The 18,456-nt window shown below is 64.1% G+C and carries 19 protein-coding genes; 13 read left to right on the top strand and 6 right to left on the bottom strand.

From position 1 onward, the window contains the following. Positions 1 to 340 precede the first annotated feature (340 nt). A complete protein-coding gene (locus tag AC3FLX_RS24600) occupies positions 341 to 691 on the top strand; it encodes a guanyl-specific ribonuclease (protein WP_488699931.1) in 351 nt (116 codons plus the stop codon). Beyond that, positions 688 to 1,296, top strand: coding sequence for a barstar family protein (locus tag AC3FLX_RS24595; protein WP_488699930.1), 609 nt, complete (start codon positions 688 to 690; stop codon positions 1,294 to 1,296). Before AC3FLX_RS24600 ends, AC3FLX_RS24595 begins: the two co-directional genes overlap by 4 nt. 98 nt (positions 1,297 to 1,394) lie before the next feature. Here the strand turns inward: AC3FLX_RS24595 and AC3FLX_RS24590 are convergent, their stop codons facing one another. From AC3FLX_RS24590 to AC3FLX_RS24575, 4 genes are read right to left on the bottom strand one after another with little or no spacing between them, the layout of a single operon-like run. Further along, on the bottom strand, positions 1,395 to 2,006 hold the full coding sequence (locus AC3FLX_RS24590) for a YidB family protein (RefSeq protein ID WP_488699929.1): 612 nt from the start codon (positions 2,004 to 2,006) through the stop codon (positions 1,395 to 1,397). Positions 2,007 to 2,020: 14 nt separating this feature from the next. Beyond that, positions 2,021 to 2,764 (bottom strand): 16S rRNA (uracil(1498)-N(3))-methyltransferase, encoded by a 744-nt coding sequence (locus AC3FLX_RS24585; RefSeq protein ID WP_488699928.1) that lies wholly within the window; start codon positions 2,762 to 2,764, stop codon positions 2,021 to 2,023. Next, the gene (locus AC3FLX_RS24580) at positions 2,764 to 3,198 is read right to left on the bottom strand and encodes a VOC family protein (protein ID WP_488699927.1); all 435 of its coding nucleotides are present in this window, start codon (positions 3,196 to 3,198) and stop codon (positions 2,764 to 2,766) included. The genes AC3FLX_RS24585 and AC3FLX_RS24580 overlap by 1 nt, the downstream gene beginning before the upstream one ends. 60 nt (positions 3,199 to 3,258) lie before the next feature. Then, positions 3,259 to 4,116: a spermine/spermidine synthase domain-containing protein gene (locus tag AC3FLX_RS24575; RefSeq protein ID WP_488699926.1), complete on the bottom strand. Its 858-nt coding sequence runs from the start codon at positions 4,114 to 4,116 to the stop codon at positions 3,259 to 3,261. A gap of 64 nt (positions 4,117 to 4,180) precedes the next feature. On the opposite strand from AC3FLX_RS24575, the gene tkt reads away from it, so the two are divergent. Both tkt and gap read left to right on the top strand, forming a co-directional pair. Continuing rightward, the gene (gene tkt, locus AC3FLX_RS24570; RefSeq protein ID WP_488699925.1) at positions 4,181 to 6,268 is read left to right on the top strand and encodes a transketolase; all 2,088 of its coding nucleotides are present in this window, start codon (positions 4,181 to 4,183) and stop codon (positions 6,266 to 6,268) included. Between the two features lie 85 nt (positions 6,269 to 6,353). Then, positions 6,354 to 7,352 (top strand): type I glyceraldehyde-3-phosphate dehydrogenase, encoded by a 999-nt coding sequence (gene gap, locus AC3FLX_RS24565; protein WP_488699924.1) that lies wholly within the window; start codon positions 6,354 to 6,356, stop codon positions 7,350 to 7,352. 71 nt (positions 7,353 to 7,423) lie between these two features. Here the strand turns inward: gap and AC3FLX_RS24560 are convergent, their stop codons facing one another. After that, positions 7,424 to 8,020 (bottom strand): flavin reductase family protein, encoded by a 597-nt coding sequence (locus AC3FLX_RS24560; RefSeq protein WP_488699923.1) that lies wholly within the window; start codon positions 8,018 to 8,020, stop codon positions 7,424 to 7,426. A gap of 291 nt (positions 8,021 to 8,311) precedes the next feature. On the opposite strand from AC3FLX_RS24560, the gene AC3FLX_RS24555 reads away from it, so the two are divergent. Further along, positions 8,312 to 9,316 carry a LysR family transcriptional regulator gene (locus tag AC3FLX_RS24555; protein ID WP_488699922.1) on the top strand — a complete coding sequence of 335 codons (1,005 nt, stop codon included), beginning with the start codon at positions 8,312 to 8,314 and terminating at the stop codon, positions 9,314 to 9,316. 100 nt (positions 9,317 to 9,416) lie between these two features. Here the strand turns inward: AC3FLX_RS24555 and fur are convergent, their stop codons facing one another. After that, positions 9,417 to 9,848 carry a ferric iron uptake transcriptional regulator gene (fur, locus tag AC3FLX_RS24550; protein ID WP_066732268.1) on the bottom strand — a complete coding sequence of 144 codons (432 nt, stop codon included), beginning with the start codon at positions 9,846 to 9,848 and terminating at the stop codon, positions 9,417 to 9,419. Positions 9,849 to 10,048: 200 nt separating this feature from the next. Here fur and AC3FLX_RS24545 point away from each other — a divergent pair, with 200 nt between their 5' ends. From AC3FLX_RS24545 to AC3FLX_RS24510, 8 genes are all read left to right on the top strand, one after another. After that, a complete protein-coding gene (locus AC3FLX_RS24545) occupies positions 10,049 to 10,654 on the top strand; it encodes an outer membrane protein assembly factor BamE (protein ID WP_488699921.1) in 606 nt (201 codons plus the stop codon). A 94-nt stretch (positions 10,655 to 10,748) separates the two neighbouring features. Next, entirely contained in the window at positions 10,749 to 11,546 is a 798-nt protein-coding gene (gene dapB, locus AC3FLX_RS24540; protein WP_488699920.1) for a 4-hydroxy-tetrahydrodipicolinate reductase, read from the top strand. A 173-nt stretch (positions 11,547 to 11,719) separates the two neighbouring features. Then, on the top strand, positions 11,720 to 14,341 hold the full coding sequence (leuS, locus tag AC3FLX_RS24535; RefSeq protein WP_488700045.1) for a leucine--tRNA ligase: 2,622 nt from the start codon (positions 11,720 to 11,722) through the stop codon (positions 14,339 to 14,341). 27 nt (positions 14,342 to 14,368) lie between these two features. Continuing rightward, complete coding sequence (locus AC3FLX_RS24530) at positions 14,369 to 14,884, top strand: LPS-assembly lipoprotein LptE (protein ID WP_488699919.1); 516 nt, start codon at positions 14,369 to 14,371, stop codon at positions 14,882 to 14,884. Positions 14,885 to 14,900: 16 nt separating this feature from the next. After that, positions 14,901 to 15,971, top strand: a complete 1,071-nt coding sequence (gene holA, locus AC3FLX_RS24525; protein WP_488699918.1) for a DNA polymerase III subunit delta — start codon at positions 14,901 to 14,903, stop codon at positions 15,969 to 15,971. Positions 15,972 to 16,076: 105 nt separating this feature from the next. Further along, positions 16,077 to 17,357: a glutamate-5-semialdehyde dehydrogenase gene (locus AC3FLX_RS24520; protein ID WP_488699917.1), complete on the top strand. Its 1,281-nt coding sequence runs from the start codon at positions 16,077 to 16,079 to the stop codon at positions 17,355 to 17,357. Positions 17,358 to 17,376: 19 nt separating this feature from the next. Then, entirely contained in the window at positions 17,377 to 17,799 is a 423-nt protein-coding gene (locus AC3FLX_RS24515) for a CopD family protein (protein WP_488699916.1), read from the top strand. 36 nt (positions 17,800 to 17,835) lie between these two features. Next, the gene (locus AC3FLX_RS24510; RefSeq protein ID WP_488699915.1) at positions 17,836 to 18,441 is read left to right on the top strand and encodes a 2-hydroxychromene-2-carboxylate isomerase; all 606 of its coding nucleotides are present in this window, start codon (positions 17,836 to 17,838) and stop codon (positions 18,439 to 18,441) included. Positions 18,442 to 18,456: the final 15 nt, after the last annotated feature.

The following is an 18,456-nucleotide window of genomic DNA, read 5'->3' as shown; positions in this document are numbered from 1 at the left end:
ATGGCCGCTCGCACGGTTAGTATGCGCACACATATCAATAACATATTGAAACAATTGAAGAAATTCTGCGCGCCCTGGCGCAGGGATTGATTAATGATGGACTTACGCGTAACCTTACGCCTTTGAATGCGGACGCTCGCCTGGGCGTGCCGGTAGCCGCTGGGGACCCGTGATGGAACCCGAGGGGCAGCCGGAATGACCCCCATCAACTTTCGCCAACGATTTATTCACTATCGTGGGTTCCCGGAATTTTCAAAGCCAGTCGCAGCGGCAGTCACATTGGCAGTCCCTGAGCCTGGCGCGAAGCCTGGGCCACGTGTTGGCCGGCGCGGCGCTCTCGATGGCGCTCGCCCTGTCGCCGCAAGGCGCGATGGCAAGGCAGCAGCCCGAAATGGCCGGGGCGGTGGGAACCATCACGGCACCGCAGTTGCCCAACGAGGCGCGGCAAACGCTGGACCTGATACAGGCTGGCGGGCCGTTCCCGTATGAGAAGGATGGTTCGCGGTTCGGCAACTACGAACGCATCCTGCCGCAGCAGCCTCGCGGGTATTACCGCGAATACACCGTCAAGAACAGCAAAAGCCGGAATCGGGGAGCCAAGCGGATAGTTTGCGGTGGTGATCAACGCGCCGCCAACGACTGCTACTACACGGAAGACCACTACAACAGTTTCAAACGGATAACCAAATGATGACTGACATTTTCGGATTGGGCGACGCCCTTGCCGCCCGCGAGGAGCGCGGCGCCGGAGATGGCTGGCAAAGGGCTCACCTGCAGGCCCAGAACCTATATGACAACGTGCTGATGATGCCGCGCCAGGATCTGACGCACCGACTTCCGCCCGCTTGTGCGCCAGTCATGGTCACGTGGGCTGACGACGGCACCAACGAGGGAGCCATGAATCTGTTCAAGACGGTGCGCCCCAACATCGTCCAGTCGATCCGCGCATTCCGCGTACCCGAACTGGCCCAGGCAGCCACCGCGCTGAACCAGCATTTCCTGTATGCCAACTGCGCCGACTGCGCCAGCAAGGCGGAGATTCTGGAACGCATCGCCACCGAATTCACGTTCCCGAAGCATTTCGGCAAGAATTTCGATGCCTTGTCCGATTGTCTGACCGATATGATTTACAAGGCCGGCCCGCAGCCGGGCTTCGTGATTGTGCTGGAAGGTTTGCCGATCGCGCAGAAGTTCGACAAGGAGGCGCGCGAGGTGCTGCTGGACGTGTTCCGCGACGCCGCCGAATTCTGGGGCGAGCGCAAGGTGCAGTTCCGGGTGTTCTACTCGTTCGCCTGACCGCGTCGCCCGATCCGGTTTCGCGCCCATGAAAAAGCCCGCTGATGTCAGCGGGCTTTTTGTTTATCCAAGGGAAGGTCGAAGGCGAGGCCGATCGCTCAGGCCGCGGGTGGGACCTGCCCATTCGGCGTCAGTCGGTCGATCAGTTCCGGCAGGCCTTCACTGAGGCTGGCCGCAATATCGTCGGACGACATACCCGTGGTCTCCGCCAGCGATTGCAGCGCACCGGTGCCGCCGAGTGCCGTCGACAGGTCCGTGGGGCTGACCGCCTGATTGGCGCCGGTGCCGATCCATGAGTCGACCTGCTGCCCAAGTCCCGCCTGGCCCAGGATATCGCGCAACGCGCCGATGCCGCCGGCCGCGGCACCCATTGCCTGCGCCGATCCGCCCGCTTCCCCTTGGCCGCCGAGCAACCCGCCCAGCAAGGAGCCAAGATCGAGGCCACCCGGCGCCGCTGCGCTGCCGCCTCCGAGCATGCCTCCGAGCATCCCACCCAATCCGCCAAGTCCGCCGAGGCCTCCGAGCGGATTGTCGCCGGCATCGGATGCTGCCACGCTGCCATCCGCACCCTGACTCTTGTTGCGCATGGCCAGCATCGCCAGCAGCCCCAGTGCCATCATCAGCTTCGGGTTCATTCCACCGGACTGGCCCTGCTGCTGGCCGCCCATCTGGCCCAGCACGCCGCCAAGTACGCTATCGAGTAGTCCCATCTCAGACTCCTTTCTCAAAATCCGCCAAGAATGGCGTTAAGCGTTGCCAGGCATGCCAGCCCGGCAGTTTCCGTTCTAAGGATGCGCGGTCCCAGTGACACGCCGATAAAACCGGCGCGCCGCGCGGCGTCTTCTTCCTCAGGAGACAGCCCGCCTTCCGGACCGATCAGCAGCGTTATGCCATCGGCACGCCAGGTATCGCAATGCGTTTGGGCAAGCTCCGGTAAAGAACCCGTGGCACGTGGCGACAGCAGCAGCCGGGCGCCCGTGGCCGGGGCGGCCGCCAGCCACGCTTCAAAAGTAGCGACCGGCGCCACTGCCGGCAAGCGATTCCGGCCACATTGCTCGCTTGCGGCCTCCACCAGCGCCTGCCAGTGCGCCTGGCGCTTGGCTGCCCGGTCGCCGGACAGGCGCACGACCGAGCGGTTGGCCTGCAATGGCTGGATCGCGGTCACACCCAGTTCGACGGCTTTTTCGATCAGCCAGTCCATTTTGTCGCCGCCAGCCAGACCTTGTGCCAGCGTCACGGAATACGGCGTTTCGGCCTCGGCCGGATCGAATGCGCCGATCCGCGCCGTGGCATGGCGCTTGCCGATGTCGGCCAGCGTGGCGGAATAGCTGCCGCCGCGGCCATTGAACAGCGTAATGGCGTCGCCGACGGAGAGGCGCAGCACCTGGACGTGGCGGACGACGGACTCGGGCAAATCCAGTACAGCATCGGCGGCCAGCGCCGCATCGACAAAGAATCTTGATGGCATCAGGGGTTGGGAGTGGCGTCCGGAGCCTTGGCCAGTGGCGTGGCAAAGCCCCATCGGTATCCATCGGGATCTTCGACCATGCAGTATCTGTCGCCCCAGAACTGGTCGGCGGGCGGCGTCACGCTCGTCGCGCCAGCACCCGTGGCACGCGCGTAGAGCGCGTCGACATCCTCGCAATAGAGGTAGAAGGTCTGCGGCGCCTCTACACCCATCGAGCGCGGTGTGCGGGCTGTGCTGCCCCATGCGCCCTCGGGCGCGAACATGATGACGAGTTGGCCCTGATAGTGCATCTCGGCATGGGTGGGCACGCCGTTTTCATCGACGACATGCCCGGCTTCGAAGCCGAAAGCCTTTTGATAAAAATCAATGGCGGCGCGTCCGCTGGCGACCGTGAGATAGGGCGTCAGCCAGGGCGTGTTGGGCGGTCTGGACATGAGGGTCTCCCGGATGGCACGAAAGCTCCGCCGCGCGTGGCGGCGGGGCGTTTGTGCATGTTACGCGGGACGGCCAGCGCTGTCGAAGATCGCCTGCAGATGACGGGGGTGGCTGAACAGCGCGGGATGCAGCTCGGCGCGGTAGGCACGCAAGGCGGCGTCCAGTTTCCATTGGCGCAGCCGGCTGGCGATGCGTTCTGGCGAATGGCCCGCGATGTCGAGCGTGTCGCTGGCGAGTGCGATGCACCATTGAGCGCCGTAGGCTGGCACGAACGTGGTCAGCGGTGCCACATGCCGGAACGCCTGGCGCAGGCGCGACAGCAGCATCCGCGTGGCATCGGGCCGGTGCCAGGGCGGGCCAAGATGCAGCGACATCGCGCCACCGGCTGCAAGGCAACGCCGCGCGGTCTGCAGGCCGTGCGGTGAGAAGAGGGCCGCCGCCGGGCTGCCGTCGTCGGCTTCGGTCAGATCGTAGACGATCAGGTCGAACTGACGGCCGGCCCGTGCAAATGCTTCCATTAGGCCAAGGCCGTCGCCAATCGCAAGATGCAGGCGCGGATCGCCTGGCTCGTCGAGGGCGCCCCGGTGGATCCCCGGCAGCCATTCGCGCGCCAGGCGCACGACTTCGCTGTCGAGTTCGGCCACTACCACTTCTCGCATGGTGGGAATTCGAAGTAATTCGAACGCCGATCCGCCATCTCCACCGCCTACCACCAGCGCGCTACGTGGCGAACCGTGCACTGCGGCCATCGGCACCGTCATCAATTCGTGCTGGATATAGGCATCGGCTTCGGTGCTCATCACGCGGCCATCCAGGCGGAAAATGCGGCCAAATTTCTCGTTCTCGCCGATTTCCACCTGTTGATGCGGCGTGCGCGCCGCCGCCAGCACCGTGATGTCGCCCAGTGTGGTGCCCACTCCGGGCGCCAGCCACTCGGTCCACGTTTGACACCCCCTTCGGGACGCGTCCACGCGCCCGGAAATGCCGCCTGCTTCTGCTAAAATTGCGGTTTTCCCGCCGTCAGGTTCTCGCATGTCTGCCCTCGCCCATCCCGCCACCAGTCCTTTTGCCAATCAACCCGTCAAGCTGATGGCCGATGCCATCCGCGTGCTTGCAATGGATGCCGTCCAGCAGGCCAACTCCGGTCACCCCGGCGCGCCGATGGGTATGGCGGACATCGCCGTGGCGTTGTGGGGTCGGCACCTGAAGCATAACCCGGTCAATCCGCACTGGGCCGACCGTGACCGCTTCGTGCTGTCTAACGGCCACGGATCGATGTTGATTTATGCCTTGCTGCATCTGACGGGCTACGACCTGCCCGTGGCGGAGCTGCGCAACTTCCGCCAGCTCCACAGCAAGACCGCGGGCCACCCGGAATACGGCATCACGCCGGGCGTGGAAACCACGACCGGCCCGCTGGGCCAGGGCATCACCAATGCGGTGGGCATGGCGCTGGCCGAACGCCTGCTGGCTGAGGAATTCAACCGCCCCGGTTTCGACATCGTCAACCATCACACCTATGTGTTCATGGGCGACGGCTGCCTGATGGAAGGCATCAGCCACGAGGCCTGCTCGCTGGCCGGCACGCTGAAGCTGAACAAGCTGATCGCGCTGTGGGATGACAACGGCATCTCGATCGACGGCGACGTGGTGCACTGGTTTGCCGACGACACGCCCAAGCGTTTCGAAGCCTACGGCTGGAACGTGATCCGCGGCGTGGACGGTCATGACGTGGTGGCGGTGGACAACGCCATCGCACGCGCCAAGGCCAGCGACAAGCCGACGCTGATCTGCTGCCGCACGATCATCGGCAAGGGCGCCCCGAACAAGGAAGGCGGCCACGACGTGCACGGCGCCCCGCTGGGCGGCGCCGAAGTGCTGGCCACGCGCGAGGCGCTGGGTTGGGCCCACGCACCGTTCGAACTGCCGGAAGACGTCTACACGGCATGGAACGCCAAGGCCACCGGCGGCGCGCTGGAAAAGGCATGGGACGCGCTGTTCGACGCCTACGCCGAAGTGCATCCGTATGAGGCTGGCGAATTCAAGCGCCGCATGCGCGGCGAGCTACCCGGCTCGTTCGACGCCGCTGTCGACGCCTTCATCGCCAAGTGCGAGGAAAAGGCCGAAACGATCGCCACGCGCAAGGCCAGCCAGAACACCATCGAGGCGTTCGCGCCCGTGCTGCCGGAATTCCTGGGCGGCTCGGCCGACCTGACCGGCTCGAACCTGACCAACTGGTCGGGCACCCAGGCCGTGCGCGTCGACGCCTGGGGTAACCACATCAACTACGGCGTGCGCGAATTCGGCATGAGCGCCATCATGAACGGCATCACGCTGCATGGTGGCTACGTGCCGTACGGCGCCACGTTCCTGACGTTCTCGGACTACAGCCGCAATGCGCTGCGCATGGCCGCGCTGATGAAGATTCGCACGCTGTTCGTGTTCACGCACGATTCGATCGGTCTGGGCGAAGATGGCCCGACGCACCAGTCGATCGAGCACGTGGCCAGCCTGCGACTGATCCCGAACATGGATGTCTGGCGTACCGCCGACACGACCGAGACGGCCGTGGCCTGGGCCGAGGCGATCCGCCGCGAGAACGGCCCGAGCTGCCTGATTTTCAGCCGCCAGAACCTGCCGTTCCAGAAGCGTGACGACGTCACGCGCGCCAATATCGCGCGCGGCGGCTATGTGCTGCGCGATGCGAAGAACCCGCGCACCAAGCGTCCGGACGCCGTGATCCTGGCCACCGGCTCGGAAGTCGGTCTGGCCGTTGGCGCCGCTGACGCGCTGGCCGCCGAAGGCGTGCATGTGCGCGTGGTGTCGGTGCCCGCAACGACGGTGTTCGACAAGCAGGACGCCGCGTACAAGGCCAGCGTGCTGCCGGCAGGCGTGCCGCGCATCGCCGTGGAAGCAGGCGTGACCGATTTCTGGTGGAAGTACCAGGTCCAGGCGGTTGTCGGCATCGACACGTTCGGCGAATCGGCTCCGGCTGGCGTGCTGTTCAAGCACTTCGGCTTCACGGTGGAGAATGTGGCCGACACGGTTCGCGCCACGCTCGCCCAGTAATTTCCGCCCGCGCGGTCAGCCGGTGCGACGCGCCGGCAACCGGCGCGAGCTACCGGCTTTATCGATTGCACTCTAGGAGATAGACATGACCATCAAGATCGGCATCAACGGCTTTGGCCGTATCGGACGCATGGTGTTCCGCGCTGCCGCCGCGAACTTCAAGGACATTGAAGTCGTTGCCATCAATGACCTGCTGGAGCCGGACTACCTGGCTTACATGCTGAAGTACGACTCGGTTCATGGCCGCTTCGACGGCGAAGTGTCGGTGGACGGCAACACGCTGGTGGTGAACGGCAAGAAGATCCGCCTGACGGCCGTCAAGGACCCGGCAGAGCTGAAGTGGGGCGAAGTCGGCGCCGACGTCGTGATCGAATCGACCGGCATTTTCCTGACCAAGGAAGGCGCGCAGAAGCACATCGACGCTGGCGCCAAGAAGGTGATCATGTCGGCGCCGTCGAAGGACGACACGCCGATGTTCGTGTACGGCGTGAACCACGAGACGTACAAGGGCGAAGCGATCATCTCGAACGCCAGCTGCACCACGAACTGCCTGGCCCCGGTGGCCAAGGTCCTGAACGACAAGTGGGGCATCAAGCGCGGTCTGATGACGACCGTGCACGCCGCCACGGCCACGCAGAAGACTGTTGACGGCCCGTCGAACAAGGACTGGCGCGGTGGCCGCGGCATCCTGGAAAACATCATCCCGTCGTCGACCGGCGCCGCCAAGGCCGTGGGCGTGGTGATCCCGCAGCTGAACAAGAAGCTGACCGGCATGTCGTTCCGCGTGCCGACCTCGGACGTGTCGGTGGTCGACCTGACCGTCGAGCTGGAAAACCCGGCAAAGTACGAGGAAATCTGCGCCGAGATGAAGGCCCAGAGCCAGGGCGCGCTGAAGGGCGTGCTGGGCTACACCGAAGACAAGGTTGTTGCCACGGACTTCCGCGGCGATGCCCGCACCTCGATTTTCGACGCCGAAGCCGGTATTGCACTGGACGGCACGTTCATCAAGGTCGTGAGCTGGTACGACAACGAATGGGGTTACTCGAACAAGTGCCTGGAAATGGCGCGCGTCGTGGCCAAGTAATTGGCAATCGCCTCATGAAAAACGCGCCTTCGGGCGCGTTTTTTTATGTCCGTCGTCGGGGGGAGGGCGGCTCACGGCGTCAGCGGTTTCGCATCCACGGCTTCGCCATCCACCAGGAAGTGGCCTCCAGCCACATGGTGGATGGTGCGCAGGCTGTCATGGCCGGTAAAGTGCCAGCGGCCTTCACTGAACACGCGGCTATCGGCATGGGCGGCAACCACTTCGCCCAGGAACAGGTCGTAGCCAGCCTGGATAGCTGGCTCGGGCAGCAGCCGGCATTCGAGCCAGGCGGCACAGCCCTCCAGCAAGGGTGCGCCGATCACGCTGCCGGAAAATGTCTGAAGGCCGAAGGCGGCGAATTTGTCGACGCCTTGCTGTTCCAGCATGGTCAGCCCCGAGCTGGAACCGAGTGCCTGGGTGAGGTCGACCTGGCTGACGGTTGGCACCTGCAGGGCGAATTCGCCACTGGCTTCCAGCAATTGGCGCGTCCAGGTTGCCTTGTCGAGCACTACGGCGACCTTCGGCGGCGCAAAATCCAGAGGCATGGCCCAGGCGGCGGCCATGATGTTGCGTTTCCCGCCGTGAGCGGCACTGACCAGGACTGTAGGACCGTGGTTGAGCAGCCGATAGGCTTTGGCGAGGTCAACTTCGAGGCGGGGAATAGTCATGGTCCAGGTCCAGAAAATCCTACGAATATGCGTGGGCGCAAGGCAGGATCAGGCCCTGCCGGGTCAATATAGCGAGGTTTGCACGTGCATGGGCGCCGTCTTTTGACATTATCTGTCTCAAAATCGTCAAAAGTCCGCCAATTACCAATTCGCTTAGTGCGAGAAATGCTGAATTTGCTTTTCCCTGCCGATTTTTTCTCTTACACTCGGAAGAATCTGTTGATATCTGATGTGCAGCCAGTGAAAGTGGTGGGGCCATCGAAGCGCTAGACATAACAACCGGGCCTGATCATGGTGAACGTGGATACCAAGCTGCTGGTGATTTTCACCGAGCTGCTGAGCAAGCGGAACGCCACTTATGTGGCGGAAAAGATGCATATGACGGCGCCAGCCGTCTCGCATTCGCTTGGCCGCCTGCGCGAAATCTTCGATGATCCTCTTTTCATCCGTGTCCCCCACGGTCTGACGCCGACGCCTCGTGCGCTTGAGCTTGGTCCGAAAATCCGGGACATGCTCGATCTCTGGTCGTCGATCAACGAAGGCGATGCCGACAATTTCGATCCAGCGATCGCCACCGGCACGCTGAGTATCGGCTTTGCCGCCGAACTTGGCGATACCGTCTTCAACCGTTTCATCCTGCGCATCAAGCAACTGGCCCCGGATCTTCATATCCGGCTGGTGGAATCGCATTCGTGGGAAAGCGACGTGGCGTCGATGCGCGCCAATGAGCTGGACCTGGCGTTTTCACCGTTCCCGACGCGCCATCCGGAAATCGTCGAGGAAATGGTGACGTCGCTGAACCTCTGGGTTTGCGCGCGCAAGAGCCACCCGGTACTCAAGGACGATTGCACGCTGGAACAGTACCTCGATTGCAGCCATATCTTCATGGCGCATTCCGGTGGTGCGGGCCGACCGGCCCCGGCGCTGATTCCGCTGGATTACGCATTGCAGCAACGCGGCCTCAAGCGCAACGCCACGCTGACGGTTCATTCGTGGCGCGCCCAGGCGGAACTGGCTGCTCAGACCGACATGATCTTCACGGTCAATGCGCTGACCAAGGACATGGCGTGCGAAACGTACGGTCTCAAGGCATATCCGCTGCCGGCCGAGCTGAACACCACGCTGGGCCTGAACATGTTCTGGCACCGTAGCCGCAACACGCACCCGATGCTGGTCTGGGCCCGCAATCTTTTTCGTCAGGTGGTTGGAGAGTTCGTAGGACTGCCGCCGGCGTCCATCGCACGCAACCTGCGCATGGTGACCGAAGCGGCCGAGGACGACCTTCCGCAGGAATAAGCCGTCAACAGGCGATAAAGATCAAAAAAAACCGGCGCATCAGCGCCGGTTTTTCTTTTTGCCTGCCTGCTCGAGGCTGACCTGAGGCCAGCCCGGCGGCTTATCGTTTGGGTCTGTGGGGACAGTCGTTCTTGGTGCAGTTGCCGTAAAGCGACAACGCATGTTCCTGCAGTGCAAAGCCACGCTCGCGCGCAATGCTTTGCTGGCGCTGCTCGATGTCGCCATCGAAGAATTCCTCGACGCGACCGCAGTCCAGGCACACCAGGTGATCGTGGTGCTTGCCTTCGTTCAGTTCAAAGATGGCCTTGCCCGATTCGAAATTGTTGCGGGACAGCAGGCCCGCCTGTTCGAACTGGGTCAGGACACGATAGACCGTGGCGAGGCCGATATCCATATGCTCATTAAGCAGGATTCGGTAGACGTCTTCCGCGCTGAGGTGGCGCTGTTCGCTGGTCTGGAAGATTTCGAGAATCTTCAGGCGGGGGACGGTCGCCTTGAGGCCGATATTTTTGAGGTCCGCCGGACTCGGCATGGGCGTGACTCCCTAGAGTACAATGTCTGGATAGTTGAATCATAAGGGTTTTGGCGACAAATGTCGCCCCGGTGCCCTGGCGCCCGGACGCCGCCCGCAAGGCGACGTGCCCGCGATGCGCCTGGCCGTGCCGGACGCCGCCGCTTCTCAGCGGTGCGTCGGTTCCGGCACAGAACCATTCCCGTCTGGAAGCGAGATACATGCGTTCATTCCGTTCGTCCGCCATGCGCCCGGCGCTGGTGTCATCCCTGCTGGCTGCCGCGCTGCTGGCTGGCGCCTGCTCGGCCTACGACAGCACGTCGCGCAAGGTGGCTGAGGCCATCACGCCATATCGCATCAATATCGTTCAAGGCAACTTTGTGTCGCGCGAGGCGGCCTCGCAATTGCGCGAAGGCATGACGCGCGATCAGGTGCGCTTCCTGCTGGGCACGCCGCTGCTGCAGGACGTGTTCCACGCCAATCGCTGGGACTATTACTTCTCATTCCGCCGCGGCAGCACGCCAGTGGTGCAGTCGCGCAAGTTCACGGTGTTCTTTGACGGCGACACGCTGACGAAGTGGCAGGGCGATGAATTGCCGTCGGAATACGAGTTGATTGCTGAAATTGACGGCATGAAGGCGGCGCAAAGAAACCAGAAGATCGGTGTTGTGTCGTCGAGCGCCAAGCCGTCCGAGCCGACGGGCGCCTCTGCGGCGCAGGCTGCTCCTGCCGCGCCGGCGACCGATAGTGCCGTCAGCGTGCCGGCCGCATCGGAGCCCGCGGCCCAGCCCGCCACGAACACCGCCCAGGATAAACCGGCTAGCTGATCTGCTTCAGGCAATCGGCGAAGGCCGATCCTGCTTCCCCTCGCACCCCCGCGCCCGGCAGCCGATGCCGGGCAGCAGTCTCCCGATACCAAACATGAAAATCGCCATCGCAGGGGCATCCGGCCGTATGGGCCGCATGCTGATCGAAACCGTTCTGAACACTGACGGCGTCACGCTCGCGGGGGCGCTGGAACATTCGTCATCGCCCGCGCTGGGGCAGGACGCCGGTTTGTTTCTGGGCCGCGCCACAGGCATCGAGATCACGTCCGATATCGAGGCAGTGATGAGCGCCGCCGATTGTCTGATCGATTTCACGCGCCCCGAAGGCACGCTGGTCCACCTGGAAGCAGCGCGGCGCCTGGGCAAGAAGATCGTGGTCGGTACCACGGGATTCGATGCGGCCGGCAAGCAGGCGCTGGTGGATGCCGCCAAGTCGATCGGCGTCGTGTTCGCGTCGAACTTCAGCGTTGGCGTCAACGCCACGTTCAAGCTGCTGGAGGTGGCGGCCAAGCTGCTCTCGACCGGCTATGACATCGAAATCATCGAAGCGCACCATCGCCACAAGGTCGATGCCCCCTCGGGCACCGCGCTGACGATGGGCGAGGTGATCGCCAATGCCCTGGGGCGCAATCTCGACGATTGTGCCGTGTACGCCCGCGAAGGCCACACTGGCCCGCGCGACGCCAGCTCGATCGGCTTCGCAACCGTGCGTGGCGGCGACATCGTCGGCGACCATACGGTGATGTTCGCCGGCATCGGCGAGCGCATCGAAATCAGCCATAAGTCTTCCAGCCGCCAGTCCTACGCCGATGGTGCCGTCCGCGCCGCGCGTTTCCTGTCGAACAAGCCTGCCGGCATGTTCGACATGCAGGACGTGCTGGGCCTGAAGTAAGCCGATCTATCGCGGCCCGCCACGGCGGGCCGGTTCCGCTCCTGCGTGCCCCGTGGCGGCCCGGATTCACGGCCGGCCACGGTTATAATCGCTTCTTTCGCTTTTCCGATCCCCCCGGCCGTCCGGCGCGCCAGTCGCCGCGCGTGACCGTTGCCCAGACCGTCGTCCCGACCATGCAAGACAAATATCTTCCGTCCGCCGTTGAACAAGCCGCCCAGCAGCACTGGCAAGCCATCGATGCCTACAAGGTGTCGGAGCACGCGGTCGGGCCAGACGGCAAGGAAAAGCAGAAGTTCTACGCCTGCTCGATGCTGCCGTACCCGTCGGGCAAGCTGCACATGGGCCATGTGCGCAACTACACCATCAATGACGTGATGGCGCGCTACCTGCGCATGAACGGCCGCAACGTGCTGATGCCGATGGGCTGGGATGCGTTCGGCATGCCGGCTGAAAACGCCGCGCTGAACAACAAGGTGGCGCCGGCCGCCTGGACCTACGACAACATCGCTTACATGAAGAAGCAGATGCAGTCGATGGGTCTGGCGATCGACTGGTCGCGCGAGGTTGCCACCTGCAGCCCGGACTACTACCGCTGGAACCAGTGGCTGTTCCTGAAGATGCTGGAAAAGGGCGTGGCCTATCGCAAGACCGGCACAGTGAACTGGGACCCCGTGGACCAGACCGTGCTGGCCAACGAGCAGGTGATCGACGGCCGCGGCTGGCGCTCGGGCGCGGTGGTCGAAAAGCGCGAAATCCCGATGTACTACCTGCGCATTACCGAGTACGCGCAGGAACTGCTGAGCGACCTCGACGGCCTGGGCTGGCCCGAGCGCGTCAAGATCATGCAGCAGAACTGGATCGGCCGTAGCGAAGGCGTGCGCTTTGCATTCCCGCACGAGATCCAGGGCGCCGATGGCAAGCTCGTGGGCGATGGCAAGCTGTTCGTGTTCACCACGCGCGCCGACACCATCATGGGTGTCACGTTCTGCGCCGTGGCCGCCGAACACTCCCTGGCCACGCATGCTGCCGCCAACAATCCGGCGCTGGCCGCATTCATCGACGAATGCAAGCATGGCTCGGTCATGGAAGCCGATATGGCGACCATGGAAAAGAAGGGTATGCCCACCGGCCTGAAGGTCACGCACCCGCTGACCGGCGAGCAGGTGGAAGTCTGGGTCGGCAACTACGTGCTGATGAGCTACGGCGATGGCGCCGTGATGGGCGTGCCGTCGCATGACGAGCGCGACTTCGCGTTTGCGAAGAAGTACAACCTGCCGATCAAGCAGGTCATCGACGTCAAGGGCCAGCCGTATTCGACCGACGCCTGGCAGGAATGGTACGGCGACAAGGAGCACGGTACCTGCATCCACAGCGGCAAGTACGACGGACTGGGCTACCAGGCGGCTGTCGATGCCATCGCCGCCGATCTGGCCGCCAAGGGTCTGGGCGAGAAGAAGGTGACGTGGCGCCTGCGCGACTGGGGCATCTCGCGCCAGCGTTACTGGGGCACGCCGATTCCGCTGATCCATTGCGATAGCTGCGGCGTGGTGCCGGTGCCCGAGAAAGACCTGCCCGTGGTGCTGCCGGAAGACCTGGTGCCGGACGGCACCGGCAATCCGCTGAACAAGGACGCGCGCTTTCTGGAATGCACCTGCCCGTCGTGCGGCAAGCCGGCGCGACGCGAGACCGACACGATGGATACGTTCATCGATTCGTGCTGGTACTACATGCGCTATACGTGCCCGGACGCCGCCACGATGGTGGATGCCCGCAACGACTACTGGATGCCGATGGACCAGTACATCGGTGGCATCGAGCACGCAATCCTGCACCTGCTGTACGCGCGTTTCTGGACCAAGGTCATGCGTGACCTGGGCCTGGTCAAATTCAGCGAGCCGTTCACGAACCTGCTCACGCAGGGCATGGTGTTGAACGAGACGTTCTACCGCGAAGATGTATCGGGCAAGAAGACCTGGTACAACCCGGCCGAGGTCGATGTTCAGACGGATGAGCGCGGCCGCCCCGTGGGCGCCACGCTGAAGGCCGACGGCCAGCCGGTGGTGATCGGTGGTGTGGAAAAGATGTCGAAGTCGAAGAACAACGGCATCGACCCGCAGGCGCTGATCGACCTGCATGGCGCCGACACCGCGCGTCTGTTCGTGATGTTTGCCGCGCCGCCGGAGCAGCAGCTCGAGTGGAGCGGTTCGGGCGTGGAAGGCGCTTCGCGCTTCCTGCGTCGCGTGTGGAACTACGGCTACGCCAACGCCCAGGCGATTCGCGATGGTGCTGGCACGCAGCCGGTAGCCGCCGACGCCGATCTGCGCCGGGAACTGTACACGGTGCTCAAGCAGGCCAACTACGACTACGAACGTATCCAGTACAACACCGTGGTGTCCGCCACGATGAAGATGCTGAACGCGCTGGAAGACGCCAAGACCGCCTCGCCGGCCGCGCGCCGCGAGGGCTTCAGCATTCTGCTGCGTACGTTGTATCCGGTGGTTCCGCACATCGCCCACGGCCTGTGGAGCGAACTCGGATACGCGGCGGAAGCCGGCGACATCCTCGACGCCGCCTGGCCGCAGGTGGACGAGGGCGCGCTGGTGCGCAGCGAGATCGATCTCGTGCTGCAGATCAACGGCAAGGTTCGCGGCAGCCTGACGGTACCGGCCGACGCCGACCGCGCGGCTATCGAGGCAGTGGCCGCCAACAGCGAGATCGTGGCGAAGTTCGCCAACGGTGCCGCGCCCAAGAAGATCGTGGTGGTACCGGGCCGGCTCGTCAACGTGGTGCTCTGAGCCCACCTCTAACCAGGAAAAACGGCAATGGATCGACCGGACATGGGACGCCGCGGATTTCTCGCCATCGGAGCAGCTATGGCGGCTACCGGCTTGCTGGCCGGTTGCGGCTTTCATATGCGCGGCAATGCCGATTTTGCGTTCAAGCGGCTCTATATCGGCTTGCCGGTCAATTCGCTGATGGGATCGGACCTGCGCCGCAACATCCGCAACGGCTCGGATACGGTGATCGTCGAAGACCAGAAGGACGCCGACGCGCTGCTCGACGTCCTGGCCGACACGCGCGCCAAGTCGATCCTTTCGATCACGGCCCAGGGCGTGGTGCGCGAATACCGCCTGACCCAGCGTTTCAGCTACCGCCTGCGCGATGCCTCGGGCAAGGAGCTGATCGCGCCGTCGACACTGATCCTGACGCGCGACCTCACGTACAACGAAGCCAATACGCTGGCCAAGGATTACGAAGAGCAGCAGCTGTACCGCGACATGCAGAAGGACATCGTTCAGCAGCTGATTCGCCGGCTGGCGGCCGTCAAGACGATCTGAGGCGATTGAAGCGCGGATGCAACTCAAGCTCGACGGACTCGATGCACACCTGAAGCAGGCCCAGGCCAAGGGCCTGGCGCCGCTTTACGTCGTGCACGGCGACGAGCACCTGCTGGTGCTTGAGGCGGTGGACCGCCTGCGCCGTGCCGCGCGCGAGTCCGGCTTTACGGAGCGCGAGGTACTGGTGGCCGAGCGCGGTTTCCATTGGGGCCAGCTGACCGAAGCCCAGCAGTCGATGTCGCTGTTCGGTGATCGCAAGATCGTGGAGCTGCGCGTCCCGTCGGGCAAGCCCGGCAAGGATGGCGGAGAAGCCTTGCGCGCCGTGGCCGCCCAGCCGTCGCCCGATGTGGTGATGCTGGTGACGCTGCCGCGGCTTGATTTCGCATCGTCGAAGTCTGCCTGGTTCCAGGCGCTGGAATCGGCCGGTGTGTCGATCAAGGTCGATGCCGTGGACCGCACGCGCCTGCCGGCCTGGGTGGGCGACCGTCTGGCCCTGCAGCAGCAGCGGGTGGAGCCGGGCGAGCCGGGCCGGCGTTCGCTTCAGTTCATCGCGGACAAGGTTGAGGGCAACCTGCTGGCCGCGCACCAGGAAATCCAGAAACTCGGGCTGCTGTACCCGCCCGGCGTGCTGACCTTCGACCAGGTGCACGATGCGGTGCTGAACGTGGCCCGCTATGACGTATTCAAGCTGTCCGAAGCGATGCTCGGCGGCGACGTGCCGCGCCTGACGCGCATGCTCGAAGGGCTGCGCGGCGAGGGCGAGGCCACGGTGCTGGTGCTGTGGGCGCTGACCGAGGAAATTCGCGTATTATCCAAGGTCCGGCAAGGGCTGGCGGCGGGCAAGCCCGCGGGCGTGCTGATGCGCGAATTGCGCGTCTGGGGCCCGCGTGAACGCCTGGTGCCACAGGCTGCGCAACGGCTGTCGATGCCGCAGCTGGAGGCCGCTCTGGCCCTGGCGGCGCGGCTGGATCGCCAGGTCAAGGGCCTGTCCGACCTGCCAGGCGCGGGCGGCGCGGCGGGCAGCCTGCCAGCCGAGCCGTGGGACGGCCTGCTGCAGCTGGCGCTGTTGATCGCGCGGCCCGCCTGACATCCCCGACGGAACCAGCGACCGAACCAGAAGACTGCCGGCAGCCGCGCCGGCGCCTCGACACCGCGGCACCCACAGCAGACCGGGCACGGCCCGGACACCATCATGACCGAGTTCGATCTCCACGCTTACATGAACCGCGTCGGCCAGCAGGCCCGCGCGGCATCGCGCGCTATGGCGCGCGCCTCCACGGCCGACAAGAACCGTGCGCTGCTGACGATTGCCGCGGCCATCCGCCGCGATGCGGACAAGCTCAAGGCCATCAACGCCCGCGATGTGGAGCGCGCCCGCGCCAACGGCCAGGACGCCGCCTTCGTCGACCGCCTGACGCTGTCGGACAAGGCCATCGACACGATGGCCGCCGGCCTGGAGCAGATCGCGGCACTGGCGGACCCGATCGGCGAGATCACCAACATGAAGTTCCGTCCCACCGGTATTCAGGTGGGACAGATGCGCGTGCCGCTGGGCGTGATCGGCATCATCTACGAGTCGCGCCCGAATGTGACGATCGACGCCGCCGCACTCTGCCTGAAATCCGGCAATGCCACGATCCTGCGCGGCGGTTCCGAAGCCATCGAATCGAACACGGCACTGGCCGCGCTGGTGGCCGAGGGCCTGGCCAGCGCCGGACTGCCGGCCGAGGCCGTGCAGGTTATCGAGACCACGGACCGCGCCGCGGTGGGCCGCCTGATCACGATGACCGAATACGTCGACGTGATCGTGCCGCGCGGTGGCAAGAGCCTGATTGCTCGCCTGATCGAGGAAGGCCGCGTACCGATGATCAAGCATCTGGACGGCATCTGCCACGTGTACGTGGACGATGACGCCGATCTGGATAAGGCTGTGCGCGTTTGCGACAACGCCAAGACGCAACGCTACGCACCGTGCAATACGATGGAAACGCTGCTGGTATCGCGCCAGATCGCGGCTGCCGTGCTGCCGCCCCTGTGCCGCATCTACCAGGACAAGGGCGTCGAGCTGCGCGTTTGCGCCGATACGCGCGCCACGCTGGAAGCCGCCGGCTTCAGCAATCTGGTCGATGCCACCGAGGAAGACTGGCGCCTGGAATACCTGGCGCCGGTGCTGGCCATCCGTACCGTTGACGGCCTGGACGCGGCGATTGCCCATATCAACACTTATGGCTCGGCGCACACCGATTCGATCATCACCGAGAACTACACCAAGGGCATGCGGTTCCTGCGTGAAGTGGATTCCGCCAGCGTGATGATCAACGCGTCGACGCGCTTTGCCGATGGCTTCGAGTACGGCCTGGGCGCGGAGATCGGCATTTCGAACGACAAGCTGCACGCACGCGGACCGGTGGGGCTGGAAGGCCTGACTTCGGTCAAGTACGTGGTGTTCGGCCACGGCGAGATTCGCACATAAAGGAAGGGCGAGAACGCAGATGCTCTGGGTCAAGGCTTTTCATATCCTGTTCGTGATCTCGTGGTTCGCGGGACTGTTTTACCTCCCACGTATCTTCGTCAACCTGGCGATGGAAACCGAAGCGGCCAGCGTGCAACGGCTGTTGCTGATGGCGCGCAAGCTGTTCCGCTTCATGACGATCCTGGCGGTGCCGGCGGTGGTGTTCGGGCTGTGGCTTTACCTCGGCTACGGCATCGGGCGCGGCACGGGGCAAGGGTGGATGCACGCCAAGCTGGCGCTGGTGCTGGTGCTGATCGGCTATCACCACGGCTGCGGCGTGCTGCTGCGCAAGTTCGAGCGGGGCGCCAATACGCGCTCGCACACGTTCTATCGCTGGTTCAATGAGCTGCCGGTGCTGGTGCTGCTGGCCATCGTGATTCTGGTTGTCGTAAAGCCGTTTTAATCTGTCGGATCCTTACTGTCTTTCGATGAGGTCGTGATGAGCAAGCAGGTCGAGTATTTTCTGGCTCCCCAGTCGCCGTTTGTCTACCTGGGCCACGCGCGCTTTGTAGAGATCGCCAATCGCCACCAGGCACAGGTGCTGCTGAAGCCGGCCGATCTGGGACGCGTGTTCTCGGTGTCGGGTGGGCTGCCGCTGGCGCAGCGCCCGCCGCAGCGCCAGGCGTACCGGCTGGTGGAACTTGAGCGTTGGAGCCAGTACCTGAACATCCCGCTGAACCTGCATCCGACGTACTTTCCGGTTTCGGGCGATGCCGCGGCCAGGCTCATCATCGCGGCGCAGCTCGCGCATGGCACGGCGCGCGCGCTCGCACTCACCGGGGCCATCGCGCGTGGCGTCTGGGCCGAGCAACGCAATATCGCCGATGGCGCCACGCTGGCGCAGATCGCCGACGAGAATGATCTGGATGGCGCGAGCCTGCTGAAGGCCAGCGAAGCGCAGGCCGTGCAGGCGGTTTATGCGCAGAATACGCAGGATGCGATCTCGGCCAACGTGTTCGGCGCACCGTGGTTCATCCACGATGGCCAGCCGTTCTGGGGCCAGGATCGGCTCGATTTCCTCGACCGCGCGCTCGCGGCAGGCTGATCGGCAACCCGGACC

It is taken from the genome of Cupriavidus sp. 291-E7 (genome assembly GCF_057798835.1).
This window is presented reverse-complemented; position numbering and strand designations above follow the sequence as displayed.